This window comes from Curtobacterium sp. LFS079 (genome assembly GCF_047977865.1).
In the GTDB taxonomy this organism is placed as follows: domain Bacteria; phylum Actinomycetota; class Actinomycetes; order Actinomycetales; family Micrococcaceae; genus Arthrobacter.
Map to the genome: position 1 here is coordinate 52,357 of NZ_JBFPFO010000006.1, position 26,757 is coordinate 79,113.

Annotated in this window: 27 protein-coding genes; 5 read left to right on the plus strand and 22 right to left on the minus strand. The window is 66.1% G+C overall.

The genetic code is table 11. The annotated features are described in order from the left end of the window. Positions 1 to 11 precede the first annotated feature (11 nt). The 19 genes from ACNQPB_RS11870 to ACNQPB_RS11960 form a co-directional block, all read right to left on the minus strand. Positions 12 to 959 carry a Ppx/GppA phosphatase family protein gene (locus ACNQPB_RS11870; RefSeq protein ID WP_498751895.1) on the minus strand — a complete coding sequence of 316 codons (948 nt, stop codon included), beginning with the start codon at positions 957 to 959 and terminating at the stop codon, positions 12 to 14. Beyond that, entirely contained in the window at positions 956 to 1,600 is a 645-nt protein-coding gene (locus tag ACNQPB_RS11875) for a DUF501 domain-containing protein (RefSeq protein ID WP_498751897.1), read from the minus strand. Before ACNQPB_RS11875 ends, ACNQPB_RS11870 begins: the two co-directional genes overlap by 4 nt. 105 nt (positions 1,601 to 1,705) lie before the next feature. Further along, positions 1,706 to 2,413 (minus strand): FtsB family cell division protein, encoded by a 708-nt coding sequence (locus ACNQPB_RS11880; RefSeq protein WP_498751899.1) that lies wholly within the window; start codon positions 2,411 to 2,413, stop codon positions 1,706 to 1,708. A 146-nt stretch (positions 2,414 to 2,559) separates the two neighbouring features. After that, positions 2,560 to 3,840 (minus strand): phosphopyruvate hydratase, encoded by a 1,281-nt coding sequence (gene eno, locus ACNQPB_RS11885; protein ID WP_498751901.1) that lies wholly within the window; start codon positions 3,838 to 3,840, stop codon positions 2,560 to 2,562. Positions 3,841 to 3,933: 93 nt separating this feature from the next. Continuing rightward, positions 3,934 to 4,638, minus strand: coding sequence for a MazG nucleotide pyrophosphohydrolase domain-containing protein (locus ACNQPB_RS11890; RefSeq protein WP_498751903.1), 705 nt, complete (start codon positions 4,636 to 4,638; stop codon positions 3,934 to 3,936). A gap of 16 nt (positions 4,639 to 4,654) precedes the next feature. Next, positions 4,655 to 5,800: an adenosine deaminase gene (locus ACNQPB_RS11895; RefSeq protein ID WP_498751905.1), complete on the minus strand. Its 1,146-nt coding sequence runs from the start codon at positions 5,798 to 5,800 to the stop codon at positions 4,655 to 4,657. Positions 5,801 to 5,821: 21 nt separating this feature from the next. Next, entirely contained in the window at positions 5,822 to 6,499 is a 678-nt protein-coding gene (locus ACNQPB_RS11900; protein ID WP_498752209.1) for a DedA family protein, read from the minus strand. Between the two features lie 244 nt (positions 6,500 to 6,743). Continuing rightward, positions 6,744 to 7,361, minus strand: a complete 618-nt coding sequence (locus tag ACNQPB_RS11905) for a DedA family protein (protein ID WP_498751907.1) — start codon at positions 7,359 to 7,361, stop codon at positions 6,744 to 6,746. A gap of 78 nt (positions 7,362 to 7,439) precedes the next feature. Continuing rightward, entirely contained in the window at positions 7,440 to 8,765 is a 1,326-nt protein-coding gene (locus tag ACNQPB_RS11910; RefSeq protein WP_498751909.1) for a thymidine phosphorylase, read from the minus strand. Beyond that, positions 8,752 to 9,159 carry a cytidine deaminase gene (locus ACNQPB_RS11915; RefSeq protein WP_498751911.1) on the minus strand — a complete coding sequence of 136 codons (408 nt, stop codon included), beginning with the start codon at positions 9,157 to 9,159 and terminating at the stop codon, positions 8,752 to 8,754. The genes ACNQPB_RS11910 and ACNQPB_RS11915 overlap by 14 nt, the downstream gene beginning before the upstream one ends. Positions 9,160 to 9,161: 2 nt before the next feature. After that, on the minus strand, positions 9,162 to 10,457 hold the full coding sequence (locus ACNQPB_RS11920) for an ABC transporter permease (protein WP_498751913.1): 1,296 nt from the start codon (positions 10,455 to 10,457) through the stop codon (positions 9,162 to 9,164). Then, positions 10,454 to 11,785: an ABC transporter permease gene (locus tag ACNQPB_RS11925; RefSeq protein WP_498751915.1), complete on the minus strand. Its 1,332-nt coding sequence runs from the start codon at positions 11,783 to 11,785 to the stop codon at positions 10,454 to 10,456. Before ACNQPB_RS11925 ends, ACNQPB_RS11920 begins: the two co-directional genes overlap by 4 nt. Next, positions 11,775 to 13,295: an ABC transporter ATP-binding protein gene (locus ACNQPB_RS11930; RefSeq protein WP_426302523.1), complete on the minus strand. Its 1,521-nt coding sequence runs from the start codon at positions 13,293 to 13,295 to the stop codon at positions 11,775 to 11,777. The genes ACNQPB_RS11925 and ACNQPB_RS11930 overlap by 11 nt, the downstream gene beginning before the upstream one ends. 131 nt (positions 13,296 to 13,426) lie before the next feature. Continuing rightward, positions 13,427 to 14,533: a BMP family lipoprotein gene (locus ACNQPB_RS11935; protein WP_426302522.1), complete on the minus strand. Its 1,107-nt coding sequence runs from the start codon at positions 14,531 to 14,533 to the stop codon at positions 13,427 to 13,429. Between the two features lie 229 nt (positions 14,534 to 14,762). After that, positions 14,763 to 15,779: an NADP-dependent oxidoreductase gene (locus ACNQPB_RS11940; protein ID WP_498751917.1), complete on the minus strand. Its 1,017-nt coding sequence runs from the start codon at positions 15,777 to 15,779 to the stop codon at positions 14,763 to 14,765. Continuing rightward, complete coding sequence (locus ACNQPB_RS11945; RefSeq protein ID WP_426302520.1) at positions 15,776 to 16,207, minus strand: organic hydroperoxide resistance protein; 432 nt, start codon at positions 16,205 to 16,207, stop codon at positions 15,776 to 15,778. The genes ACNQPB_RS11940 and ACNQPB_RS11945 overlap by 4 nt, the downstream gene beginning before the upstream one ends. A gap of 49 nt (positions 16,208 to 16,256) precedes the next feature. Next, positions 16,257 to 16,697, minus strand: a complete 441-nt coding sequence (locus ACNQPB_RS11950; protein ID WP_498751919.1) for a MarR family winged helix-turn-helix transcriptional regulator — start codon at positions 16,695 to 16,697, stop codon at positions 16,257 to 16,259. Between the two features lie 132 nt (positions 16,698 to 16,829). After that, positions 16,830 to 18,029 (minus strand): amidohydrolase, encoded by a 1,200-nt coding sequence (locus ACNQPB_RS11955; protein ID WP_498751921.1) that lies wholly within the window; start codon positions 18,027 to 18,029, stop codon positions 16,830 to 16,832. A gap of 87 nt (positions 18,030 to 18,116) precedes the next feature. After that, positions 18,117 to 19,250, minus strand: coding sequence for a mannose-1-phosphate guanylyltransferase (locus tag ACNQPB_RS11960; RefSeq protein WP_498751923.1), 1,134 nt, complete (start codon positions 19,248 to 19,250; stop codon positions 18,117 to 18,119). A gap of 240 nt (positions 19,251 to 19,490) precedes the next feature. On the opposite strand from ACNQPB_RS11960, the gene sdhC reads away from it, so the two are divergent. From sdhC to ACNQPB_RS11985, 5 genes are all read left to right on the plus strand, one after another. Further along, positions 19,491 to 19,871: a succinate dehydrogenase, cytochrome b556 subunit gene (gene sdhC / locus ACNQPB_RS11965; protein WP_074586309.1), complete on the plus strand. Its 381-nt coding sequence runs from the start codon at positions 19,491 to 19,493 to the stop codon at positions 19,869 to 19,871. Positions 19,872 to 19,874: 3 nt separating this feature from the next. Beyond that, positions 19,875 to 20,348, plus strand: coding sequence for a succinate dehydrogenase hydrophobic membrane anchor subunit (locus tag ACNQPB_RS11970; RefSeq protein WP_498751925.1), 474 nt, complete (start codon positions 19,875 to 19,877; stop codon positions 20,346 to 20,348). Between the two features lie 87 nt (positions 20,349 to 20,435). Next, positions 20,436 to 22,235: a succinate dehydrogenase flavoprotein subunit gene (gene sdhA, locus ACNQPB_RS11975; RefSeq protein WP_498751927.1), complete on the plus strand. Its 1,800-nt coding sequence runs from the start codon at positions 20,436 to 20,438 to the stop codon at positions 22,233 to 22,235. Further along, positions 22,235 to 23,017, plus strand: coding sequence for a succinate dehydrogenase iron-sulfur subunit (locus ACNQPB_RS11980; protein ID WP_498751929.1), 783 nt, complete (start codon positions 22,235 to 22,237; stop codon positions 23,015 to 23,017). Before sdhA ends, ACNQPB_RS11980 begins: the two co-directional genes overlap by 1 nt. A 131-nt stretch (positions 23,018 to 23,148) precedes the next feature. Then, positions 23,149 to 23,913, plus strand: a complete 765-nt coding sequence (locus tag ACNQPB_RS11985; RefSeq protein ID WP_498751931.1) for an alpha/beta hydrolase family protein — start codon at positions 23,149 to 23,151, stop codon at positions 23,911 to 23,913. A gap of 5 nt (positions 23,914 to 23,918) precedes the next feature. On the opposite strand, the gene ACNQPB_RS11990 is transcribed toward ACNQPB_RS11985, so the two are convergent. The 3 genes from ACNQPB_RS11990 to trpS form a co-directional block, all read right to left on the minus strand. Beyond that, entirely contained in the window at positions 23,919 to 24,827 is a 909-nt protein-coding gene (locus tag ACNQPB_RS11990; RefSeq protein ID WP_498752211.1) for a YihY/virulence factor BrkB family protein, read from the minus strand. A 118-nt stretch (positions 24,828 to 24,945) separates the two neighbouring features. Next, positions 24,946 to 25,662, minus strand: coding sequence for a 2'-5' RNA ligase family protein (locus ACNQPB_RS11995; RefSeq protein WP_498751933.1), 717 nt, complete (start codon positions 25,660 to 25,662; stop codon positions 24,946 to 24,948). Positions 25,663 to 25,666: 4 nt separating this feature from the next. Further along, the gene (gene trpS, locus ACNQPB_RS12000; protein ID WP_498751935.1) at positions 25,667 to 26,749 is read right to left on the minus strand and encodes a tryptophan--tRNA ligase; all 1,083 of its coding nucleotides are present in this window, start codon (positions 26,747 to 26,749) and stop codon (positions 25,667 to 25,669) included. Positions 26,750 to 26,757: the final 8 nt, after the last annotated feature.

Below are 26,757 nucleotides of genomic sequence, written 5' to 3' on the forward strand. Positions count from 1 at the left end.
CGGATCCCCCATCACTGAATACTCAGCGCAATGCCGTCTAGGATGTCGTGTTCGCTGGACGTGGCACCGGTGATGGTTCCAGCGCTTTCCCGCGCGAGCCGCTGCAGGATGCGCCGCCAGACCAAGGCGCCGGCGCCGATGACGTCCACCCGTCCGGGGTGCATGTACGGCAGTTTCGCCCGCTCTTCGCGGCTCATTTCCAGCAACTCCGTTGCGGCCTTGCTGATCTGGTCGAGGTCCAGTGTGGCGCCGTGGATCCGGTCGGGTTCATAGCGTTCCAGGCCAAGCGCGTGCGCCGTGATGGTGGTGATGGAACCGGCCACGCCGACGACGGCGGTGCTGCGTCCCAGCGGAACGGTCTCCGCCGCGAGGTCGATGGCGGAGTCGACGTCGGCTTCCGCGGCGGCGATTTCAGCTGCGGTGGGCGGATCGCTGCGCAGGTGCCGTTCGGTGAGGCGCACGCAGCCGATGTCCACCGACTTCGCCGCGATCACGCCGTCGGCGTCGCCGAGCACGAATTCCGTGCTGCCGCCGCCGAGGTCCACGACCAGCACAGGGTCCTTGCCGCGCGAAGGCAGCACGCTGCTGGCCCCCGCGAAGGACAGCGCGGCTTCCTCGTCACCGGAGATGACTTCCGGTTCCACCCCGAAGAGCTCGCGGATGCCGTCGACGAAGACCTGCCGGTTGCGGGCGTCGCGGCTGGCGGAGGTGGCGACGAAGCGGACTCCCCCGGCTCCGTGCTCCTCGATCAGCCGGGCGTAGTCGCGGCTCGCCTCGAACGTCCGTTCCAGGGCTTCCGGCGCCAGTTCGCCGGTGGCGTCCACGCCTTGGCCGAGGCGGACCACGCGCATTTCGCGCACGATGTCGCTCAGCGGGGCGCCGTTGCCACTGCCGTTGACGTCGGCAATCAGCAGGCGGATGGAGTTGGTGCCGCAGTCAATCGCAGCGACGCGCTTCATGCGGAGCCTTCTTCCGTGGGCCGGGATGCGTCGTGGGACTTGCGGACGGGTGCGGGACGGCCCACGATCCCGGGCAAGCCCTGCGGACCGTGCCGGCTGAGGTCCTTGGACGGCGCCTCACCCGCGGTCTCCCACGCGCCGGCGCAGTAGCAGCGGTCCTTGGTCCACCACTCGGCGATGGCGTCCAGCGCCTCGTCGCCCAGCGGGTTGACGCCGGGGCCGGCGGCCAGGGAATGCCCCACCAGCACATGCAGGCATTTGACGCGGGTGGGCATGCCCCCGGCGGAAACACCGGCAATTTCCGGAACCTCGCCCGTGCCCGAGCGGCCGGCGATCTCGTTCCGGGCCCGCAGGTAGGCCTCGTGCGCGCCGCGGTAGGCCCCGGCGAGTTCCGAATCGGCGGCGAGCCGGTCGTTCATCTCATTCATCGTGCCGCTGGCCTCCAGGCGCGACACGGCCGACGTGATGACCGGGTGCGTCAAGTAGAAGGTAGTCGGAAACGGGGTGCCGTTGCTCAGCCGGGGTGCAGTTGCGGCCACCAGCGGGTTGCCGCAGACGCAGCGGGCGGGAATTTCCACCACATCGCGAACGGGCCGGCCGAGTTGGCGGCTCAGGACGTCCAGGTCATGTGCCGAGGGCATGCGGGATTCTTCCGTCGCAGGGGCCGTGTTCTCTTGCACTGGCTCTGCCACCTTCCTGCCCTGTTCTGCCGTTCCCTCAGGGCACGACGGCGGCGGGCACCGCGTCTAGTCTGTTGCCGAGCGTCGGATTGACTCCCACAGGCCATCCACCCAGGGCAGGTTTCCCGGGGTTCCGGACGCTCCGTTGCCGGTGCGGCCACCGGGGGTACCGGCGGGAACATCCGCACCAAATACCCAGTAGCCCGTTTCACCCGGCATTACCATGTTAATGCGGTCGCGCGCCTGCTGTTTGACGTAGTTGGGGTCCTGCCAGCGCGAGATCTGATTTTTCAGGTCTTCCTGTTCGGCCTGCTTGCCCGCGATTTCGGCCTCCAAGGCGGAGATCTCAGCGCGCTTCTCCAGGAAGATCTTCACCGTCGGGGCCAGCAGCACCGTGATGGCTACCAAGACGACGGCCAGCGCCAGCATGCGACCAGAGAAGGCCTTGGCCGGGACCGGATCATCCCCGTTCCTGGCGGCGCCGCTGGCTTTGCCGCTCGTTCTGGAGATCACCGGCTCCGGCGGGGCTTTGGCCGAGGCGGCCTTCGACGCCGGGGCCTTTGGCTTTGCGGCCCTGGCATCGTTTGCTTTTTCCGCTGCGCCTTTTGTTGCCGAAGCACTGGCGGCGGGCGACACCTGGGCAGGGTTTCCCGGGGCCGGGTTTGCCTTGCGGGACTCGCCGAAATCCGCCCGGATGACATCGCCGCCGTCGGCCTTCTGCTGAGGCCGGCCGAGGGCGTCAGCGCGGGGGACCTTGGGACGGCGGGTTGCCATGACACTCCTGTACTGCCTGTTGCATGCCCGGCGGCTTGCTGCGTTCGAGGTTCCGCACGGCCGCCCGGATCGCGGGTGTTCCCTTAAACCGAACCGGTGGCCATGGTCTTTCCACCATAGCCACCGGTCAGCCGTTTTCGCGGATGCTAGCCCTTGAAACGCGGGAACGCGCTGCGGCCGGCGTAGCGTGCGGCGTCGTCGAGTTCCTCTTCGATGCGCAGCAGCTGGTTGTACTTGGCAACGCGCTCGGAGCGGGCCGGGGCACCGGTCTTGATCTGGCCGGCGTTGGTGGCGACCGAGATGTCAGCGATGGTGGTGTCCTCGGTCTCGCCGGAGCGGTGCGAGGTGATGGTGGTGTAGCCGCTGCGCTGTGCCAGGGACACTGCGTCCAGGGTTTCGGTCAGCGAACCGATCTGGTTGACCTTGACCAGCAGGGAGTTTGCCGTGGCGGCGTCGATGCCCTGCTGCAGGCGCTCCGGGTTCGTGACGAAGAGGTCGTCACCCACCAGCTGGACCTTGTCACCGATGGCGTCGGTGAGGATCTTCCAGCCTTCCCAGTCGTTCTCATCCAGCGGGTCCTCGATGGAGACCAGCGGGTAGTCGGCAACGAGCTCGGCGTAGTAGGCGCTCATGTCTGCCGCGCTGAGGGCCTTGCCCTCGAACTGGTAGGCGCCGTCCTTGAAGAACTCGGAGGAGGCAACGTCCAGGGCCAGGGCGATGTCCTTGCCCGGGGTGTAGCCGGCATTCTTGATGGCTTCCTGGATCAGGTCCAGGGCGGCGCGGTTGGAGGGCAGGTTCGGAGCGAAGCCGCCCTCGTCGCCCAGGCCCGTGGAGAGGCCCTTTTCCTGCAGCACGGACTTGAGGTTGTGGTAGACCTCAACGCCCCAGCGCAGGCCTTCGGAGAAGGTCTCTGCACCGATCGGGGCGATCATGAATTCCTGGATGTCGACATCGGAGTCGGCGTGCGAGCCACCGTTGAGGATGTTCATCAGCGGGACCGGCAGGACATGGGCGTTCGGGCCGCCCAGGTACTTGTACAGCGGGAGGTCGGCGGAAGCGGCGGCGGCGTTGGCCACGGCCAGGGAGACGCCCAGGATGGCGTTGGCGCCGAGCTTGGCCTTGTTCGGGGTGCCGTCCAGGTCGATCATGGCCTGGTCGATGCTGCGCTGGTCGGTGGCGTCGAAGCCGATCAGGGCCGGGGAGATTTCGTCGATGACGGCGTCGACGGCCTTCTGGACACCCTTGCCGAGGTAACGGCCCTTGTCGCCGTCGCGCAGTTCGACTGCCTCGTGCTCACCGGTGGAGGCACCGGACGGAACCGCGGCGCGGCCGATCTGGCCGTCGGAGAGCAGTACCTCTACTTCTACGGTCGGGTTTCCGCGGGAGTCAAGGATCTCGCGGGCGTGGATGGCATCGATAAGCGCCATGGATTGCTCCTTATGGTGAAGCGATTTACTGGGAATCTAGAGGGAAAGTCTCGACGTCCTCGTCGGCACTAGCCTAGTCGAGAGTGGCCAAGGTTACGGAACGGTTTCCTCGGAAGCACCTTCCGGGGTTCCTCCCCCGTGGCCCTGGTAGCGGCGCACTGCCCCGCGCAAGGCCCGTTCGGCGTCGAATCCCCGCTCCCGCGCCGCGGCGGCAACGGAGAGCAGGTAGTCGCCGAGCTCCGCTTCCGTCGCGTGGGCCGGGACGGGAACGACGGCGGCCGGTGCGGGAGCTGCGGTGCCGGCCCGCGCAGCCCGGTCAAGGGATTTCTGCGCGAGCGCTAGCGCCGGCAGGTGCGGCGGGATGCCTTCAAAGGGATCGGTGCGCCCGGGTTTTTCGGCTTTCTTGACGGCATCCCATTTCTGCACGATTTCCTCGACCGTGGCCGGGAACGAATCCTGCAGGGCGCCGTCGGGCCGGAACACATGCGGGTTGCGACGGACCATCTTCTCCGTGATGGCGCGGGCCACATCATCGAAATCGAAGCGGCCGTGTTCCTCGGCGAGCCGGGCATGCAAGACCACCTGGAGCAGGACGTCGCCCAGTTCGCCGGCGAGTTCCTCCTCCGTGCCCGCCTCGATCGAATCCACCACTTCGTAGGCTTCCTCGATCAGGTACTCAACGAGCGATTCGTGCGTTAGGGCGCCCATCCACGGGCAGTGCTCGCGCAGGGCCGCGATGACCTCCACCAGGCGGGACACGGCTCCCCCGGGGGAAACATTCCCGGAGGAACCGTGCATACCGTTTTCCGGATGGTCAGGCGGCAAGGTTGGCGTAGGCGTCGTTGATGAACTCGACCAGTGCTTCCTTCTCGTCCAAGGACAGGAAAGAAGCCTCGGCTGCATTGAGGGTGAGCTCCAGCAGGTCGTCGAGGTCGTAATCGAAAGTCTCCACCAGCAGCTCGAACTCGTCGGTGAGGGTCACGCCGCTCATGAGCCGGTTGTCGGTGTTGACCGTGACATTGAAGCCCAGCTGGTACAGCATGTCGATCGGGTGGCTCTCGATGCCTTCGCCGAAGCCGGCAATGGCACCGGTCTGCAGGTTGGAGGACGGGCAGATCTCCAGGGCGATGCCGCGGTCGCGGACCCAGGTGGCAAGTTCGCCGAGGGTCACCATGCCCACTGCTTCCTCGCCGTCGTTCTCCGGATCCACTTCGAACTCCACGGAAATATCCTCGGCGATCCGCACGCCGTGGCCCAGGCGCAGGGCGCGGCCGTCCACGAGCGCGGAGCTGATGCTGTCCAGGCCCGCGGCCTCGCCTGCATGCACGGTGGCCGGGAAGTGCTGCTCGGCCAGGTAGGTGAAGGCGTCCTTGAAGCGCGACGCCGGGAAGCCGTCCTCGGCACCGGCGATGTCGAATCCGACGGCACCGGTTTCACGGTGGCGGACGGCGAGCTCGGCGATTTCCTGGCTGCGGTCCGCGTGGCGCATGGCGGTGATGAGCTGTCCCACCTGGATATCGCGGCCGGTGGCGGCCACCGCTTCAACGCCGGCCTCGATGCCTTCCTGCACGGCGTCCACGACCTCGTCCAGGGTGAGGCCCTTCTGGAGGTGCTGCTCCGGCGCCCAGCGCACTTCACCGTAGATGACGCCGTCGTCCGCGAGATCCTCGACGAATTCCTTGGCGACGCGCACCAGGGCTTCCTTGGTCTGCATCACCGCGACGGTGTGGTCGAAGGTCTCGAGGTAGCGGACCAGGGAGCCGGAGTCCGCGGACTCGCGGAACCATTCGCCCAGTGCCACGGGATCGGTGGACGGCAGGGTGTGGCCAGCGGCTTCGGCGAGCTCAATGATGGTGGCCGGGCGCAGTCCGCCGTCCAGGTGGTCGTGAAGGGAAACCTTGGGCAGGCTCTTCAGATCGAAGTCAAGGGCAGGGGCGGCGTCAACGATGGGTTCAGTCACGGTCTAAGGGTAGTGCCAAACTCAGCCGGCGTCGGGAATCCGCGCGGCTTCGGGTTCGTCGTGCACGGCCGGTTGGGCGGCAGCCGGCTCTTCGGCGGCCTCGTTCGCGGCGTCCTTCTTTTCCAGGCGCTTGTGCCACCAACGGAGCGCATGGTCCACCACGAAGCCGAGCACGACGGCGAATGCCACCGCGATGCCGACGCCCAGGAGCGGGTTGTTGTGCACCCACTGCCCAGCCAGCAGGCCGACGCCGATCGAGTAGCCCACCCAGGTGAGGCAGGCGAAGGCGTCCAGGAAGAAGAAGGTGCGGTGCCGGAATCCGGTCTGGCCCGCCACGTAGTTGACGGCGACCCGGCCCCAGGGAATGTAGCGGGCGGTGAAGATGAGCACGGCGCCGCGCTTGCCGAGTTCGTACTGGGCCCAGGCGAACATTTTCTTGACCTTCGGCCGGCGCATCCATTTCCAGCGTTCCAGGCCGATCTTGCGGCCCAGCAGGTAAGCCATGTTGTCCCCGGCCATTGCGCCGACGAGGGCAGTGGCGCCGAGGATCCAGAGGTTCGGCTGACCGTGGTGCATGGAGAGGGCGGACAGGCCCACGATGGCCGTTTCGCTGGGCAGGATCGTGGCGAACCCGTCGATGAAGAAGAACACCAGGAGTATGGGGTAGATCCACGGTTGCCCGGCGGCATGCTCAAGCATCTGGTTCAGGAAATCCACGGACGACGGCTCCTAGTAATGACCGGGCGATCTGACCGGGGGAAGAAGGGCTGGACAGCTTGTCCCAGTGTCCCACGGCCGGTGCGCCGTTCGCTACGCCCCGGCCGCGGGAATCACCGCTTCAACGCTATCCCGGGAGGCAGCATCGGCGGCTCCCCCTGCGGGGTGATCTTCCGGCGTCGGGCGCCTCATACCCAGGGTGGAGTCCGGGCGCCAAAGCCTTGGATCAAGGAACGTCCAGGTCCTCGGGCAGCGGACCGCGCACTTTGCTGATGATCCGGTCCACGATCACGCCAAGGATGATGGCCGCAATGATCGCGATCACGGCGCCCAGCAGGTGGTTGTGTTCGAACCACTGGCCGAAGAAGGCGCCGATCCCCACCGAGTAGCCGGCCCACAGCACGGCCGACAGCCCGGTCAGGGCGATGAACTCCCCATGCCGGAAATGCGTGGCACCCGCGGTGAGGTTGACGGCCACCCTGCCGATCGGAATGAAGCGGGCCACCAGGATAAGCGAGGCTGCCCGACGGCGGAGCTCCCGCGACGCCCAGCGGAACGCCCCCTGCATGCGCTGGGTCCGCATCCAACGCCAGCGCCGGGTCCCGATCTTCCGGCCAAGGAGATAGGCGATGTTGTCGCCGCTGAAGGCACCGATGGCGGCCACCAGTATCAGCAGCCAGGCGTTCGGCATCCCGGCCGTGACGGAAACCGCGGCCAGGCCCACCACCACGGACTCGCTGGGGATCGGCGGGAAGAAGCCGTCGATCAGGCAACAGGCGAGGACGAGGAACAGGACCCAGGGTTGCCCGGCGGCCGCGAGGATGAAGTCATTGATTGCCTGCACGGTTTCCTAACGAGGAGTCTGGGCGTGGTGTTCCTGGCCGGTCCGGTCCTCTGGAGTCCGGCCCAAGGAAATCCGGTCCTATGAAATCCGGTCAAGGATCAGCCGCTGTGCCGGGCGGGAGCCTTCCGGGCCTATCACGACGGCGTCCTGCAGCGCCTCCTTCGCACGCTCAAACTTTTCCGGGGTGTCGGTCAGCAGGGTCATGAGCGGTTCGCCGGCGCGCACGTAGGCGCCGGGCTTGGCGTGCATCCGCACCCCGGCACCGGCCTGCACGGCGTCTTCCTTCCGGGCGCGGCCGGCCCCGAGCCGCCATGCCGCGACGCCCACGGAAAGCGCGTCCAGCTCCAGGAGGACGCCGTCGGCCGGTGCGTAGATGACCTCGGACTCCTTCGCCACGGGCAGCGCGGCCCTCGGGTCGCCGCCCTGGGCCTCGATCATCCGGTTCCAGGCGTCCATGGCGCGGCCGTCTTTGAGGGCGGCGGCGGGGTCGGCGTCGTGGATTCCGGCGCAGGCCAGCATTTCTTCGGCGAGCCGGACGGTGAGTTCGACGACGTCTTCCGGGCCGCCGCCGGCCAGCACCTCGACGGACTCTTCCACTTCAATGGCGTTGCCCGCCGTGAGGCCCAGCGGGGTGTCCATGTTGGTCAGCAGGGCCACGGTGTTGACGCCCGCGTCCTTGCCCAAGGCGACCATCGTCTCAGCCAGCTCCCGGGCCCGTGCCTCGTCCTTCATGAAGGCGCCCGAGCCCACTTTGACGTCCAGGACCAGCGAGCCCGTGCCTTCGGCGATCTTCTTGCTCATGATCGAGGAAGCAATAAGCGGGATGGCCTCGACCGTTCCGGTGACGTCGCGCAGGGCGTAGAGCTTCTTGTCCGCCGGCGCCAGGCCGCTGCCGGCCGCGCAGATGACGGCGCCCATGTCCTGCAGCTGGTCCATGATTTCCCGGTTGCTCAGGGCGGCGCGCCAGCCGGGAATGGACTCGAGCTTGTCCAGGGTGCCACCGGTGTGGCCGAGGCCGCGGCCGGACAGCTGCGGAACGGCCACCCCGAACACGGCGACCAGTGGCGCGAGCGGAAGGGTGATCTTGTCCCCCACGCCCCCGGTGGAGTGCTTGTCCACGGTGGCCTTCACGCCGCCGTCGGGACGCCGCAGGCCGGAGAAGTCCATCCGCTCGCCGGAGGCGATCATCGCCGCCGTCCAGCGGGAGATTTCCTCCCGGTTCATGCCGTTAAGGAGGATGGCCATGTTCAGGGCGGACATCTGCTCGTCGGCAATGACGCCGCGGGTGTAGGCGTCGATGGTCCAGTCGATCTGTTCCGGGGTCAGGGTTCCCTTGTCCCGCTTGATGGTGATGATCTGTACTGCGTCAAACGGTTCGGCGCCGAATGCCTCACTGCTGTTCATGCTTGTCCTCCAGGTTTTCGGGGCCAAAGGCGTCGGGCAGCACCTGGTCCATGCTCCGGATGCCGCTGCTGGTCATGAGCTGCATGCCGGGTGCCCGGAATTCATACAGCAGCTGCCGGCAGCGGCCGCAGGGCATGAGGACCGCGCCGCTGGCGTCAACGCAGTAGAAGGCAGCCAGGCGCCCGCCACCGCTCATGTGCAGTTCTCCCACCAGCGCGCATTCGGCGCACAGCGTCAGGCCGTAGCTGGCGTTCTCCACATTGCAGCCGCTGACGATCCTGCCGTCCTCGGTGAGGGCGGCAGCCCCCACCGGGAACTTCGAATACGGTGCATAGGCCTTCCGCATCGCGGCCACGGCGGCGCTTTCCAGCGCTCTCCAGTCGATGTCCGCCATGCTCAGCCCTTGACGTACGGTATGCCGCTGGCTGCCGGGGGCCGTGACCTGCCCACCAGCCCGGCGACGGCGAAGATCGTCACCAGGTAGGGAAGCATCGCCATGAACTGGCTGGGCACGGGGGTGCCGATGATGCCCAGGATGGACTGCAGGTTGTAGGCGAAGCCGAACAGCAGGGAGGCCAGGAAGGCACCGATCGGGTTCCATCGGCCGAAGATCAAGGCTGCCAGCGCGATGAAGCCGCGGCCGCCGGAAATCTCCTTGGTGAAGGAATCGATGGTTACCAGGGTGAAGATGGCACCGCCGATGCCTGCAATCGCGCCACCCAGGGTGACGTTCCAGAATCGCGTGGCGTTGACGTTGATGCCCAGGGTGTCCGCCGCTTGCGGGTGCTCGCCGACGGCGCGGACGCGCAGGCCCCAGCGGGTCTTGAACAGGCCCACCCAGACCACGGCGACGGCGACGTACATCAGGTAGCCGGCCACCGATTGTTCGAACAGGATGTGACCGATGATCGGAATGTCGGACAGCAGCGGGATCGGCAGGATGTCCAGGCGGGCCGGGGTGTTGAACAGTTCCGGATCCGGTGCCATGACCGTGCCGAAAAGGAAGCCTGTGAGGCCCGAAACCAGGACGTTCAGGACTACGCCCACGATGATCTGGTTGACGAGGTACTTGATGCTGAACACGGCCAGCACCATCGACACCATGGCCCCCGCGACCGCCGCGGCGAGCAGCCCGATGTACGCGTTGTGGGTCACCGTGGCCACGAGGGCGGCGGTGAAAGCACCGCCCAGCAGTTGGCCTTCGATGGCAATGTTCACCACGCCCACCCGCTCGCAGAGCACGCCGGACAGGGAACCGAAAACCAGCGGCACGGCCAGGGTCACGGAACCGGCAATCAGGCCGGCCAGCGAGATCGAGGGTTCGCGCGCGCCTGCGACGATCCACACCAGCAGGGCGAAGACAAAAACCACGGCGAAGACGATCGGCAGCCACTTGGGCGAGCGCTCTCCCCTGCTCCACATGTAGACGGAGTAGGCGGCCATCGCCAGGAGGAGGATTGCCAGGACGATCCCTCCGGCCTGGCCAGGAATCTGCAGCGCGGGAAGGGCGATTGCGTCGCCCTGCTCGCTGATCTTCATCTCGGCGGTCCTGCCGGGCCCGAGGAAGCCGAAGAACACCAGGGCCACGAGGGAAAGCACCCCGAGCGAAACGGGAACCTTCAGCGACGGGCGGACCGCCGTCGTCGGCCCTGCGGCGCCGGACGCCGGCTTGGGCGCGGTTGCGGTGGTCATTTGGCACCTCCGGTGGCGACGGCGGCCTTCGCCGCAGTCTTGGCACGCTTCTTCCTGGCGGGGTTCAGCCCGAAGATCGAGCGGATCAGCGGAGGAGCGGCGATGAACAGGACTATAAGGGACTGGACGACGAGCACGATGTCGATCGGCGTGCCGGTCTGGATCTGCATTTGCACGGCACCGGCGCGGAACGCTCCGAACAGCAGGCCGGCGAAGAAGGTGCCCCATGGGGTACTGCGTCCCAGGAGCGCCACGGTGATCGAGTCGAAGCCGATCTGCGCGGCGACGCCGTCGGTGAGAACCTTCTCCGTGCCCGCCATCTGGGCGATCCCGCCGAATCCGGCCAGCGCCCCCGCCATCGCCATCACGAGCACGGTGGCCCTCTGGACGTTGACGCCGGCAGTCCGTGCCGCCGCGGGGTTTGCGCCGACTGCCCGGAACTCGAAACCGATGGTGGAGCGGTTGAGCAGCCACCACACCCCGACGGTCAGTGCCACGGCGACCAGGAAGCCCAGGTGCAGCCGGGAGCCGGGGATGAGCTGCGGGTAGACCGCAGTGTCATCGAGTCTTGGCGAAATCGGACTGTTGTCGCCAGGACGGCGGAAGGCGGCGGTATTGAGCAGGAAGTCCAGCAGGAACAAGGCTACGTAGTTCAGCATGATGGTCACGATGACCTCGTGCGCGCCGGTCCTGGCCTTGAGGATGCCGACGATGCCGCCCCAGATGGCACCGCCTATCACGCCCATCACGATCACCACGAGCAGGTGCACCACGAGCGGCAGGTGCCAGGTAAAGCCGGCATAGGCGCCGAGCGTGGCGCTCATGATGATCTGGCCCTGGGCACCGATGTTGAAGAGGCCTGCCCGGAACGCCAGCGCGACGCCAAGGCCGGCACAGATCAGCGGGGTGGCCACGGTCATGGTTTCCAGCAGGGGCGAGAAACCTTGCCGCGGGTTGAACACGGAGCCTTGGAAGAGCGCAACGTAGCTGCGGGTCATGGCGCTCCATAGGGCGCCCAGGAAGTCGCTGGGCCGGGCGAAGAAGTAGCCTGCGGTCTTCGTCACGTTGGCGTCCGTGCTCGCGATCAGGATCCCGCCCAGCACCAGGGCGACTACCACCGCCAGGACGGAAACGAAGCCGTTGCCCATGACGATCCGGCGCAACAGGCTTCCCTCCGCGTGGCCGGTGTCCCCGCTTTGCGTGAAGACCGGCACGAGCGACGGTTCCAGGGTGCCGCCGGCTGTATCAAGCGCGACGTCGGCGGCCTGGACTTCGGCGCTGGACTCCCTTTCGGAGCCGGCCTGGGGAATAGGGTCCTTAGTTGTCATCGGAGCCTCCTTCGGGGCCCACCCCGGCCATCATCAGGCCGAGGGTGTCTCGAGGGGTTCCGGCGGGGACGATGCCCACCAGTTTGCCCTTGTAAAGTACGGCGATTCTGTCGGCCAGTTCGACCACCTCGTCGAGTTCCGTGGAGACGATCATCACGGGAGTGCCGGCGTCGCGTTCGGCTACGATCCGGCGGTGCAGGAACTCGATGGAACCGACGTCGACACCGCGCGTCGGCTGGCTGGCGATAAACAGGCGCAGCGGCCGGGACAGTTCCCTGGCCATGACCACCTTCTGCTGGTTGCCGCCCGAAAGCGTCCCCGCTGCCGAGCCTGGCGAGGGAGTCCGGATGTCGAACTCCTTGACCTTGGCGGCGGCGTTTTCCGCCACTCTAGCGGGGCTCATGCTGACTCCCCTGGCGAAGGGTGCCTGGTCATAAAGGTCCAGGACCAGGTTTTCGGCCACCGAGAAGGGACCGACCAATCCGTCGTGGGTGCGATCCTCGGGGACGAAGCCGACGCCGGAGCGCAGCACCTCCTTGACCGGCAGGCCGAGCAGTTCCTTGCCGTCGAGGGTGACGGATCCCGCCACGTGCTCTTGGACGCCGAGGATCGCCTCGGTCAGCTCGGTTTGCCCGTTGCCTTGGACGCCGGCGACGGCAAGGATCTCGCCCTGGGCGATCTCGAAGCTGATCCCGTCCACCACGTTGGTTCCGTTGGCGGCCCGCACGGTGAGGTCCTTGACCACGAAGGTGGTTTCCTTGGGCTGGGCGGTGGCCTTGTCCAGGGTCAGGCTGACGGGGCGGCCCACCATCATGGACGCCAGCTCCGTGGGCGAGGCCGTCGGCGGGGCGTCGCCCACCACCTTGCCGCGGCGGATCACCGTTATGACGTCGGAGACGGCCTTGACCTCGCGCAGCTTGTGCGAAATGAAGACGATTGACGTTCCACCCGCTTTGAGCTGGCGCATGATGTCGAGCAGCTCATCGGTTTCCTGCGGGGTCAGCACGGCGGTGGGCTCATCGAGGATAAGCACCTTGGCCTGCCGGACCAGGGCTTTGATGATTTCGACGCGCTGCTGCACACCCACAGGCAGGTCTTCCACGAGGGCGTCGGGATCGACGTCGAAGCCGTATTGGTCCGAGATCTTGCGGATCTTCGTCCGGGTCTCCTCGAGGCTGAGAACCCCGCCAAGCGTGGTCGGCTCGGCTCCGAGGGCAACGTTTTCGGCGACCGTGAAGACCGGTACCAGCATGAAGTGCTGATGGACCATTCCGATGCCCGCTGCCATCGCGTCACCCGGTCCGCGGAAGGCCACGGCTTTCCCGTCCACCAGGATCTGGCCAGCCGTCGGCTCGTACAAGCCGTACAGCACGTTCATGAGGGTTGATTTTCCGGCCCCGTTTTCACCGAGGAGGCAGTGGATCTGGCCGGATTCGACGACAAGGTCGATGTCTTGGTTGGCGTAAAAGGATCCGAAGGCCTTCGAAATCCCCTTCAATTCGAGTTTCACAACTCCCACCGTTCTTTGAGTCCGAAAGACGGCCGCACTGGTCGTTCGCAGAACTTGAGCACAGCCTAGTTTGGGCAAAAACATGCCGCCAGTACCGAGGGCCGGTACCGGCGGCGTGTTTGCTGGAGTGCCTACTTCTTGGGGCTGGCCTTGGACTCGACCACAAGCTTGCCGGAAACAATATCGGCCTTCAGGGCGTCCAGTTCCGACTTGGTTTCCGCGGAAACAGCGGAGTCGAGGTCGTGGAACGGGGCGATCGCCACGCCGTCGTTGGCCAAGGTACCGACATAGGCCTCATTGGAGAACTTGCCGTCCTTGTCGTCCTTGACCACGACTCCAACGGCCTCGTCCATCTTCTTCACGATGGACGTGAGCATGAGGTCCTTGTACTCCGGTGCTGTCAGGAAGCCATCGGAGTCGACCCAGATCAGCTTGACGTCCTTGCCTGCGGCTTTGGCTTCCTTGAGCGCTGCGCCGGCGCCCTTTCCGACCGGACCGGCAACGGGCAGGATGATGTCCGCGCCCTGGTCCAGGAGGTTCTTGGTGACCTGCTTGCCGGTGTCCTGCTTTTCGAAGTCACCGGTGAAGGACCCGTCCTGGGTGGTCTTGTCCCAGCCGACCACCTGGACGCTCTTGCCCTTGGCCTTGTTGTAGGCCTGGACGCCGTCGTAGAAACCGTCCATGAAAATGGTAACGGTGGGGATCTTCTTGCCGCCGAAGGTGCCTACCTTGCCGGTCTTGGACGTTGCCGCTGCCGCGTAACCCGCCAGGTAGGCGGCCTGTGCGGTGTCGTAGACAATCGGCTTGATGTTGGCGATCGGCTTGTCGTACGCGAAGTCGATGATCGCGAAGTGCTTGTCCGTGTTATCGGCGGCGGCCTTCTTGGTGGCGTCGCCGAGGAGGAAGCCGACCGTGACGGTGAGGTTGCAGCCGGCGCTCATCATGCCGTTGAGGTTGGTCTCGAAGTCGCTGTTCGACTTGGATTCGGCCGATTTGAAGTTGATGCCGAGATCCTTCTCCGCCTTTTTCATGCCGTCGTAGGACGACTGGTTGAAGGACTGGTCGTCGAAGCCGCCGGAGTCGGAGACGATGCATCCGGTGTAGTTGCTGGCCGTCTTGCCGCCGGAGCCGGCGTCCGGGGCTGCGCCACAGCCGCTGAGCATGAGGGCTGCTGCACCTGCGGTGGCGATGCCGGCAAACGAACCGCGCTTGAGGGTGGCACGCAGTGATTGCTTCAATTTTCCTCCAGGAAGAAAGTGATTGATGCTACGACGGTGGGTCAATGAGTGTCCGTTTCGAAGACTCGGGCCTGAAATTCTGTTTTCACTGATGCTTCGCAGCATGCGCGGGAGCGCACTGATGTATCAAACACTAGTGGCGCAGGCCACACCATGGCATAACAAAAGCCCAACGATCCGCGGATTGTTGGGCTTTTGTTACTTTGCAGTAGGCGGCGTGCGCGAGGGCTCAGATCCGCACGAGCATCTTGCCCGTGTTGGCTCCATCCAGCAGGTCGATGAACGCCTGGGGCGCGTTCTCCAGCCCGTCCACGACGGTCTCGTCGTAGCGCACGGTTCCGTCCGCGAGCCACGCCGCCATCCGCCCGGCGAATTCTGCCGCATGCTGGCGCTGCCCGCCCACCAGGAATCCCCGGAGCGTGAGCTGCTTGCCGATCGCCACGGCCAGGTTGCGCGGGGCAGCGGGCGGCTCAGTCGAGTTGTACTGGGCGATGGCCCCGCACATGGCAACCCGGCCTCCGGGGTTCATGAGAGCGAGCGCGGCCTCGAGGTGTTCGCCGCCGACGTTGTCGAAGTAGACGTCGACGCCGCCCTCCCCCGCGGCAGCTTCCAGCTGCTCCAGCACAGGGGCGTCGCGGTAGTTGAACGCGGCGTCGAAGCCCAGTTCCAGCAGGCGTTCCACCTTCTCCGGCGTTCCGGCACTGCCGATCACCTTCGAGGCACCCATCGCCTTGGCGATCTGCCCCACGATCGAACCCACTGCGCCGGCGGCGCCGGACACGAAGACGACGTCCCCGGCCTTGAATTCGGCCACCTTGAGCAGGCCGGCGTAGGCGGTCAGACCGGTCATCCCCAGCGCCCCAAGGAACGCCGAATGCGGTGCCAGTCCGGCCGGTACCGGCGTCGCCGCAGCGGCGTCCACCACCGCGTACTCCCGCCAGCCGCTCTGGTGCACGACGACGTCGCCCGGCTTGTGCGCGTCCGAACGGGACGCGATCACCTCACCTACGGCCCCGCCGTCGAGCGCTTCATCCAAACGGAAGGGGGCCGAGTACGACTTGCTGTCGTTCATCCGGCCGCGCATGTACGGGTCAACGGACATGAACTCGTTCCGGATCAGGAGCTGCCCGTCCGCCAGCTCGGGGATCCCGGCCCCGGCGAGGCGGAAATTTTCCGGCACGGGGCGGCCCTGGGGTCGGGAGGCGAGCTGGATCTCGCGGCCGTTCAGCGGAAGGGGCTGGCTCATGCGGCCACCTCCACGAGCTTGATGTCGACGTCGATGTTCCCGCGCGTCGCGTTGGAGTAGGGGCAGATCCGGTGGGCCTTGGCCACCAACTGTTCGGCGGTTTCGCGATCGAGTGCCGGGAGCGCGATCTCTAGCTCGGCGGCGAGGCCGTAGCCTTCACCGCCTTCAAGGGCGCCGAAATGGATCCTGGCAGCGACCGCGGAATCACTGAGGTCCACCCGCGCCTTGCGGCCCACCAGGCGCAGCGCCGAGTGGAAGCATGCGGCGTAGCCGGCAGCGAAAAGCTGTTCCGGGTTGGTGCCTTGGCCGTTGCCGCCGAGTTCCACGGGGCTGGCAAGTGCCACGTCCAGCTTGCCGTCCTTGCTGCGTGCGTTGCCGTCGCGGCCTTCGCCGGTGGCCAGGGCCTCCGCGGTGTAGAGGGTTTTCACAGTTTCTTTTCCGTTCTTCGGATTTTTGGGGTCTTCTTCGCGGGTTGGACTAGTGCTTGTCCGCGTCCTGCAGCGCAGTGGTGAGCCGGAGCAGGGTTCCATGCAGCTGCGCCAGCTCGCCGGCGCTCAGTCCGGCGGCATCAGCGAGCCGCTTGGGCACGGCGGAGGCGCCTTCGCTGAGGGCGCGGCCGGCGTCGCTGAGGTGGACCTCGACGCGGCGTTCGTCTTCAACCGAACGACGGCGTTCCACGAGTCCGATCGCCTCCAGCCGCTTCAGCAGCGGGGACAGCGTGCCGGAGTCGAGCCCCAGCGCGGCGCCCAGTTCGCGGACGGTACGCGGCTCCTCTTCCCAGAGCACCAGCATCACGAGGTACTGGGGGTAGGTCAGCCCGAGCGATTCGAGCACGGGCCGGTAGACCGCCGTCGCCGCCTTCGAGGCGGAGTACAGCGCGAAACAGACCTGGTGGTTCAGCCGGGGTGCGTCACTCATGAAAAAAACAATAGACCACAATTAAATTGTGCACAACTCAATTCAGCCAAAGGGAAGCACGAACGTACAGATGAGGCCCTGGAATCGCAGGATTCAGGGCCTCAAATGTACGTTCGCGCTGGAGAAACGGGACTAGAGGTCGCGGATGGTGCGCAGGGCCGCCGCCGCGAGGACCTGCACGGCGTAACCGAGGGCCCGCTCGTCCACGATGAAATCGCCGCGGTGCAGGTCGTATTCCTCGCCGCCGGGCGTGTGGGTGCCGAGCCGCATCATGGCCCCGGGAAGGTCCGCCAGGAACCAGGCAAAATCCTCGCCGCCCATGGACTGCGGGGTCAGGACCACCGCATGCTCGCCGAGTTCGGCGCGGGCGGCGGCTTCGATGATGGCGGTTTCATCCTCGGAGTTGACCACGGGCGGAACGCCGCGGGTGTGTTCCAGGTGCACGTCCACCCCGTACGGTGCGGCGATCTCGCGCACGACGTCGTCGAGCAGTTCGCCCGCATCGTGCCAGGCGTCGCGGTCCAGGCAGCGCATGGTGCCCGCCATGTAGCCGCTCGCCGGGATCGCGTTGGGTGCCGAGCCGGCCGAAATCTGCCCCCAGACCACGGAAACCCCGCTGCGCACGTCCACCCGGCGGGACAGGACCGCGGGAACGTTGACGGCGATCTGGGACAGCGCGAAGACAAGGTCCTCGGTGAGGTGCGGGCGCGAGGTGTGGCCGCCGCGGCCGGTCAGCTCGATCTTGATGGTGTCCGAGGCAGAGGTGATCGCGCCGATGCGGGTGCCGATCTGGCCTACGTTGATGCGCGGGTCGCAGTGCAGCGCCATGATCCGCGGCACGCCTTCGAGCACGCCCTGCTCGATGCAGGACAGCGCCCCGCCTGGCATGGTTTCCTCGGCGGGCTGGAAGATGATGCGCACGGTTCCGCCGAGCGGCCTCAACTGGTGCATGCCGTGCAGCACCAGCGCCACGCCCAGCATGGTGGTGGTGTGTACGTCGTGGCCGCAGGCATGGGTGACGCCGTGGTTCTTCGAGGCGAAGGGAAGTCCCGTTTCCTCGATGATCGGCAGGGCGTCGATATCGCCGCGAAGGGCGGTGGCGACCGGCCCCTCCCCCACGTCCACGGTGAGGCCCGTTCCTTCGAGCCGGCGGGGCTTCAGCCCCGCGGCCTCGAGCCGCTCCACGAGCTTGTCCGTGGTGCGGAATTCCTTGAAGGAAAGCTCCGGGTGCGCGTGCAGGTCCCTCCGGAATTCCGTGAGTTCCGGCAGGAGTTCCTCGAGCCATGGACCCACCACTGGGGTCGGCTCGGTTTCAGTAGTGAAATTGCGCACCTCACAACTCTAGCCACCCCGGCGCGCCGCGGACCGAAAGAGGTCTCTTGGTTACGAGATCGTGCCCTTACGGAGACGGTTACGCGTCTAGAGCACGTCGGTGTCGCCGCTGGCCTTGAGCGCGTCGACGGCTCCCTTGACCCGCTGGGCGTGCTCCTTGGTCGTGACCAGCAGTGCGTCCGGGGTATCGACGATCACCACGTCCTTGATGCCGATCAGGGCGATGACGCGCTTCGTGTCGGACACCACCACGCCGCTGGCGTTCTCGGTGAAGACCCGGGCGCCGTCGCCGAGTACGGTGACCTCGTCGACGTCGCCGGCGCTGTTCAGCCGGCCGATGGCGGCAAAGTCACCGACGTCGTCCCAGCGGAAGGCGCCGGGCACGACGGCGACATCGCCCGCCGCTGCCGCCGGTTCCGCCACCGCGTAGTCGATGGCGATCTTGGGCAGGGTGGGCCAAACCCGCGCGGTGACGTCGGCACGTTGCGGGGTGTCCCACGCGGCGGCGATCTCCTGCAGGCCGGCGAAGAGTTCCGGCTGGTTCGCTTCAAGGTGCTTGAGCATCAGCGCCACCGGCGCCACGAACATGCCCGCGTTCCAGACGTAGTCGCCGGCCTCGAGGTACTTCCTGGCAACGTCCTCACTGGGCTTCTCGACGAACTCGACCACGGCGTGGGCATTCGGTGCACCGTCAACGTCAAGCAGCTTGCCGCTGCGGATGTAGCCGAAGCCGGTGGAAGGATGCGTCGGCTTGATGCCGATGGTGACGATCTTCCCGCTTGCCGCCGTGTGGATGGCTTCCCGGACGCTGTCCTGGAAGGCGTCGTCCGGGCTGATGACCTGGTCCGCGGCGAAGGAACCCATGATGGTGTCCGGGTCACGGCGGTGCAGGATTGCCGCTGCCAGGCCGATGGCTGCACCGGAATCCTTCGGCTCGCTTTCGAGCACAAGTTCGTCGTCGCCCACTTCCGGGAGCTGGCGGCAGACGGCAGTACGGTGCGCGACGCCGGTGACCACCAGCACGCGGTTGCCGGCGAGGGGTTCGAGCCGGTCGTAAGTGGCACGCAGCAGGGTGCTGCCGGAACCGGTCAGGTCGTGAAGGAACTTCGGCGCGGCGGCACGCGAAAGGGGCCACAGGCGTGTCCCGACTCCACCGGCCGGGATGACCGCGTGGAAGCGGCTCAGCGGGGATTCGGGGCGGGAAGCATTGTCTGTACTCACCGCCTTACCTTATCCGACCGCGCCCACATAAACCGCTTTGTGGTGTTCGTCTCATATGCGAATGTAAAAGGCTGAAAACAACGCGGGAAACATTGGATTTCGCGAGCGGGGTAGGAAGACCTGAATTGAATAAGCTGTGAGCGAAGCCTAGATTTAGGCTGAGCTACGAGTGCTCTCGCAGCTGGCGTTCCCCCGCATGGTCCCGTGCCAGCGCCGCTGTGATGCAGGAAGGTTTATTCAGTGCCGACAAAACCAGCTGGCACCTTGTACCGCGGCCGTGAAGGCATGTGGTCCTGGGTTGGACACCGTATTACGGGTGTTGTGATCTTTTTCTTCTTGTTGGTCCATGTCCTGGACACCTCACTGGTGCGTGTGTCCCCCGAGGCCTACACGGCCGTCATCGGCGCCTACAAGAACCCCCTCATGGCCTTGGGTGAAACCGGCCTTGTCGCAGCGATCATCTTCCACGCCTTCAACGGCCTGCGCGTGATCGCCGTCGACTTCTGGAAGAAGGGCGCGAAGTACCAGCGCCAGATGCTGTGGGTTGTCCTCGCGCTCTGGCTGGTGACCTTCGCAGGCTTCGCCATCCGCCACCTGTCCCTCGCATTGGGAGGCCACTAAGCCATGACAGCCATCCAGTCTCCCCGCAGTGGAAACAGTTCCGGCAAGATCGCGCCGCAGTACAAGCGCACCGGCGGCAGCAAGGGCAACTTCGAAATGCTCGCCTGGCTGTTCATGCGGCTTTCCGGCGTCGTCCTGGTGGTGCTGATCTTCGGGCACCTCTTCGTGAACCTGCTGGTGGGCGAAGGCATCCACGCCATCGACTTCGGGTTCGTTGCCGGCAAGTGGGCCGATCCGTTCTGGCAGTTCTGGGACCTCGCCATGCTGTGGCTCGCGATGCTGCACGGCACCAACGGTGTGCGCACCATCATCAACGACTACGCCGAAAAGGACGCCACCCGCTTCTGGCTCAAGGTGGTCCTCTACGCTGCGAGCTTCGTCATCGTCATCCTCGGCACCCTGGTGATCTTCACCTTCAACCCGTGCCCCGTGGTCGACGGCGTCCAGCTGCCGGGCGGTTTCTGCCCCGCGCCGTAGCGCTCCTGCCGCGCTGCCCCAGGCGGCGCCCACACTGGCGGAGCAGCTCCGCTGACCATCTGACTTTTGAGAGAAAGAGCATCCGGTATGCAGGTCCATAAGTACGACGTCGTTATTGTCGGTGCCGGTGGCGCCGGCATGCGCGCCGCGATCGAATCCGGTCAGCGCGCGCGCACCGCGGTACTGACCAAGCTTTACCCCACCCGTTCCCACACGGGTGCCGCACAGGGCGGCATGTGTGCAGCCCTGGCAAACGTTGAAGAAGACAACTGGGAATGGCACACCTTCGACACCATCAAGGGTGGCGACTACCTGGTTGACCAGGACGCAGCCGAGGTCATGGCGAAGGAAGCCATCGACGCAGTGCTGGACCTGGAGAAGATGGGCCTGCCGTTCAACCGCACGCCCGAAGGCCGCATCGACCAGCGCCGCTTCGGTGGCCACACCCGTGACCATGGCAAGGCCCCTGTGCGCCGCGCATGTTACGCAGCCGACCGTACCGGCCACATGATCCTGCAGACGCTGTACCAAAACTGCGTCAAGCACAACGTTGAGTTCTACAACGAGTACTACGTCCTGGACCTCCTGCTGGTCGAAGAGGACGCGGTCCGCGAGGACGGTACCCCCTACAAGCAGAAGCGCGTAGCCGGTGTAGTGTCCTACGACCTCGCCTCCGGCGAACTGCACGTTTTCCAGGCCAAGTCCGTGGTCTTCGCTTCCGGCGGCGCCGGCAAGGTCTTCAAGACCACCTCCAACGCCCACACCCTGACCGGTGACGGCATGGGCATCGCCTTCCGCCGCGGCATCCCGCTGGAGGACATGGAGTTCTTCCAGTTCCACCCGACCGGCCTGGCGGGCCTCGGCATCCTGCTCACCGAGGGTGCGCGCGGCGAAGGCGCCATCCTGCGCAACTCCGAGGGTGAGCGCTTCATGGAGCGCTACGCCCCCACCATCAAGGACCTGGCACCGCGTGACATCGTGGCACGGGCCATGGCCAACGAAGTCCGTGAAGGCCGCGGCTGCGGCCCGAACAAGGACTACGTGCTCCTGGACCTGACGCACCTTGAGCCGGCGCACATCGAAGCCAAGCTGCCGGACATCACCGAGTTCGCCCGCACCTACCTCGGTGTGGAACCGTTCACGGATCCGGTACCGGTGTTCCCGACCGCGCACTATGCCATGGGCGGCATCCCCACCAACATCACCACGGAGGTCCTGCAGGACAACGACACGATTGTCCCGGGCCTGTTCGCCGCCGGTGAGGTTGCCTGCGTTTCGGTCCACGGCTCCAACCGCCTCGGCACCAACTCCCTGCTGGACATCAACGTCTTCGGCAAGCGCGCCGGCATCGCCGCCGCGGAATACTCCAAGACGGCCGACTTCGTGGAACTCCCTGAGGATCCCGAGGCCCGGACGCGCGGCATGCTTGATGGCCTGCTGGGCGGCACGGGCACCGAACGCGTGGCCCAGATCCGCAAGGAACTGCAGGACACCATGGATGCCAACATGCAGGTGTTCCGCACCAAGGAATCCCTGGACCGGGTCCTCAGCGACATCGCATCGTTCGAAGAGCGCTACAAGAACGTGGTTGTCCAGGACAAGGGCAAGCGCTTCAACCTGGACCTGCTGGAAGCCGTCGAGCTTGGCTTCCTCCTGGATATGGCGAAGGTCATGACCGTGGGTGCCCTGCACCGCGAAGAGTCCCGCGGCGGCCACTACCGCGAAGACTTCCCTGACCGTGATGACGAGAAGTTCATGAAGCACTCCATGGCCTACAAGGATTCCTCGGTGACCACCGAATCCTCGGCCGAGTCCGTTGCGGGCATCCGCCTGGAGACCAAGCCCGTTGTCTTCACCCGTTACGAGCCGATGGAGCGTAAGTACTAATGACGAGCGAAATGGCTGAGCCGGCCTCGAAGATCGAGCTTCCTGCGGGCGTTGGCGGGGGCGGGGAAATCCCCACCTTCAACATCACCTTGCGGGTCCGCCGCTACAACCCGGAGGTCTCCGAAGAGGCTGCCTGGGAAGACCACCAGCTGACCATGTACGGCACGGACCGCGTGCTGGACGCCCTGCACAAGGTCAAGTGGGAGATCGACGGTTCGCTGTCCTTCCGCCGCTCCTGTGCCCACGGCATCTGCGGTTCCGACGCCATGCGCATCAACGGCCGCAACCGCCTGGCCTGCAAGACCCTGCTCAAGGACCTGGACACGTCCAAGCCCATCACCGTCGAGCCCATCAAGGGCCTGCCGGTCGAAAAGGACCTGATCGTGGACATGGAGCCCTTCTTCCAGTCCTTCCGCGAGGTCATGCCGTTCCTGATCAGCAAGGGCCACGAGCCCACCAAGGAACGCCTGCAGACCATCGAGGACCGTGCGCGCTTCGATGACACCACCAAGTGCATCCTCTGCGCGGCCTGCACCTCCTCCTGCCCGGTGTTCTGGACCGACGGCCAGTATTTCGGCCCGGCCGCAATCGTGAACGCCCACCGCTTCATCTTCGACTCCCGTGATGACGCCGGCGACATGCGCCTGGAGATCCTCAACGACAAGGAAGGCGTGTGGCGCTGCCGCACCACCTTCAACTGCTCCGAGGCCTGCCCCCGCGGCATCCAGGTCACCCAGGCGATCGCAGAGGTCAAGCAGGCCATCCTGGCACGCAAGATCTAGCGGTTCCCCCGAGGACAGCAGTACAGCCCGACGACGGCGTCCCACCCTCCGGTGGGCCGCCGTCGTCGGCGCTTAATCACCCAAGCCCCTGCCGGCAGTACAAGACGGCGGGACCTACGAAAGGCGGACAGGTGTCCACATCCGTGAAGGTCAGTTTCGAAGGCAGCACCGGCGCACTGTTGGCCGGCATCCTGGACGTGCCCGAAGGCCCGGTACGCGGCTGGGGCCTGTTCTCGCACGGCCTGACCCTTGGCAAGGACAGTCCGTCCGCATCGCGCATCTGCAAGGGCCTGGCGGAGCAGGGCGTGGGCATGCTGCGCTTTGACAACCTCGGTCTGGGCGATTCGGCCGGCGACTGGTCGGACGGCTCGTTCAGCGTGAAGGTGGCGGACACCGTCAAGGCGGCGGAATTCATGCGCAGCCAGGACAAGGAGATCTCTCTGCTCGTCGGGCACTCCTTCGGCGGCGCGGCGGTGCTGGCGGCCGCGGGCAGCCTCCCGGAGGTCGCTGCGGTGGCCACGGTGGCCGCACCGTTCCAGCCGAAGCACGTGGAGCACATGTTCGACGCCGAGGTGGGAACCATCCTCACCGAAGGCAGCGCCGAGGTGAACCTGGGCGGACGGCGCCGGGAGATCCGGCGGCACTTCGTGGAAGACATCGAAAAAGCGGACCTGCGGGACTGCATCCGCACTCTGCACCGGCCGCTGATGGTGCTCCACTCCCCCACGGACAACACGGTGGGCATCGAGAATGCCAGCGAAATCTTCCAGACCGCGCGGCATCCGCGCAGCTTCGTCTCCCTGGAAGGGACCGAACACCTGCTCACGGGCAAAGGACAGGCGGCACGGGTGGCGCGGATCATCTCCGCGTGGGCCGGCCAGTACCTGGATAACTAACGCGCTTACAGCCGTACCGGCCGCGAGCCGAGCGTCTGGGACTTCCTGTGCTCCGGCTTGCCGAGGTCCGCCTCCCGGATGGCGGACCAGGCCGCGGAGAGCAGGTAGACCTGACTGACCAGGTTGAACCAGATCAGCAGGCCGATGATGATGGCGAACGGCGCCAGGATGGGATTCTGGCCGGCACGGGCCAGCAGTTCGGTGCTGAAGACCTGAAGCACCGTGGTTCCCGCGGCCGCCAGGACCGTCCCCTCAAGGAACGCCCGCCTGCGAAGGTGCAGGCCGCCGGCCAGGCGGAACAGCATCGCAGCAGTGGCCCAGTTCAGCAGGAGTGGCACCACGAGCTTCACGGCGCCAACCAGTGGCCCGGCAATCTGCTGGTCCAGGCCAAGCAGCCCGATGAACCAGTCCGCCGCGGTCCCGAAGACGATTGAGACGCCCGAGCTGGCAACCAGGGCCACGCCCAGCAGCAGCAGGGTGCCGGCGTCTGACAGCTTCAACAACACGGGGTTCCGCTTCAGCGGAGGCAGGTCCACCACTCCGCGCAGCCCGTCGCGCATGCTCGCGATCCAGCCGAGCGAGGTGAACAGGGTGACGGCCGCGGCGATCACCGCCGTCAGCCCGAGCCCGCCCGGGTTGAGCAGTTGGTGCGGGTCGACAAGTCCTTGGCCGCCGCCGACCTTCAGCAGCCCCGGGGCGCTTTTGGCAATGTTGGCAACGATGGCGTCCACGAGGACCGGCTGGCCGGCAAGCACCAGGCCCGCGATGGAAAAGCCGGTGGCCAGCAGGCCGGTGATGGAGAAGAACATGGTGAAGCCGATTCCCGCGCTCATCAGCGGGCCGTGGGCGAGGCTGTAATGCTGCCAGACGCGCATGGGCCGGAACACGTTGAGCCGGGCCAGCAGGAGCTGCATGAGCGCGAGCGGCCGGGCCGTGATTCCCTGCCCCGAGCGCCGGGCCTTGCCCCATTCAAGCCTGCGTTGGATCAGGACCGCGTTGAGCTTGCTGAGTTCGGTGGGCAGCGGCGGATGTTCAGCCCCGTTCAGGGCCCTGGTGGGCAGGCTTTTTGTGTGATGCGACGGATGCTGCCTGGACGCTTGCCCTTTGGTCAGTCGCCGCTTGCTCAGTCTCTGCTTCGTCAGTATCGCCGCCAAAGTCGAATTCTTCCCGTAGCTGCCAGATCCCGTTGCTGTCGTGCTCGTAGAGTCCCATGCTAGCCACAGGGAAGGTGACGCTGTAGTCCTTCAGGACGGATTCGGCTTCGTCGAGGTTTTCCGGGGCGACGTCGTGGGCGACGGTGACGTGCGGGTGGTACGGGAAGGGAAGCTCGCGTTCCAACGGGCCACTTTGCAGTTGTTCGTGCAGGCTGACGCACTCGCCGAAGCCGTCCTCGACCTTCAGGAAGACCACCGGGGAGACAGGCCGGAAGGAGCCGGTGCCGGAGATGGTGACACTGAAGGGGGCCTGGCGGCCGGCGATGCTGCGGACGTGGCGGGTGGTAGCGTCCCAGTCGCGGGCGGGCGTGGTGGTGACCAGGGTGATGTGCGCCGGAATGACCCCGGCCATGGGGTCGCCGAAGGACGCCCTCCATTGCTGCAGTTCCGCCGCTATGTCCGGCGGGAAACCCAGGATGACGCCGACGCTCGGGTTGTTGCCGGCGCTTGCCTCTCCGGCCAAGGCGCCCGCGGCCGGGCCGGGTCCCGTGGAACGGGAACCGGCTTCGGCCGTGAGCTTGCTGGCAGGGCACATCGGTTTAGCGGGATCCCTGCGGACCGCCGTAGGGCAGGAAACCGACTTTTGCGTAGACGTCGGCGAGCGTGGCCGAGGCGATCTCGCGGGCCTTGTCCGCACCGTGCGCCAGGAGGCGGTCCAGTTCGGCCGGGTCCGCCAGGAGCTCGTGGGCCCGTTCGCGGATCGGTGCAAGGTGGTTGGTGACCAGTTCGGCGAGGTCCACCTTCAGGTGGCCGTACATCTTGCCTTCGTAGGCTGCCACGATTTTTTCCACCGGCTGTCCGCTGATGGTCGAGTAGATGGTGAGCAGGTTGGAGATCCCGGGCTTGGCCTCGCGGTCGAAACGGATTTCCGTTTCGGTGTCCGTCACCGCGGACTTGATGCGCTTGGCCGTGATCTTGGGGTCGTCCAGCAGGTTGATCAGGCCCGCCGGGGATTCGGCCGACTTCGACATCTTCGCCGTGGGGTTCTGCAGGTCGTAGATCTTGGCGGACTCCTTCTGGATGAAGGCCTCCGGCACCTGGAACGTCTCGCCGAAACGGGTGTTGAAGCGCTGCGCCAGGTCCCGGCTGAGCTCAACGTGCTGGCGCTGGTCTTCGCCGACCGGAACGCCGTGCGGCTGGTAGAGCAGGATATCCGCGGCCTGGAGGATGGGGTAGGTGAAGAGGCCCACGCTGGCCTGATCCGTGCCCTGCTTCTGTGCCTTGTCCTTGAACTGGGTCATCCGGGAGGCTTCGCCCATGCCGGTGATGCAGTTCAGGACCCAGGCCAGCTGGGCATGCTCGGGGACCTGGGACTGGACGAACAGGGTGCACTTGTTCACGTCCACGCCGCCGGCGATGTACTGCGCGGCGGTAACGCGGGTGCGCTTGGCCAGCTCAGCAGGGTCCTGCGGCACCGTGATCGCGTGCAGGTCGGGGATGAAGAAGATGGCGTCGTACTCGTCCTGCATCCGGACCCAGTTGACCAGGGCCCCGATGTAGTTGCCCAGGTGCAGGGAATCGGCGGAGGGCTGCATGCCGGAGAGCACGCGGTGCTTCTGGCCGGCGGCGAGTTTGGTGGACGTTGCGGGCACGGCAACGGTTTCAGTCGTGAAGCTTGTCATGGAACACT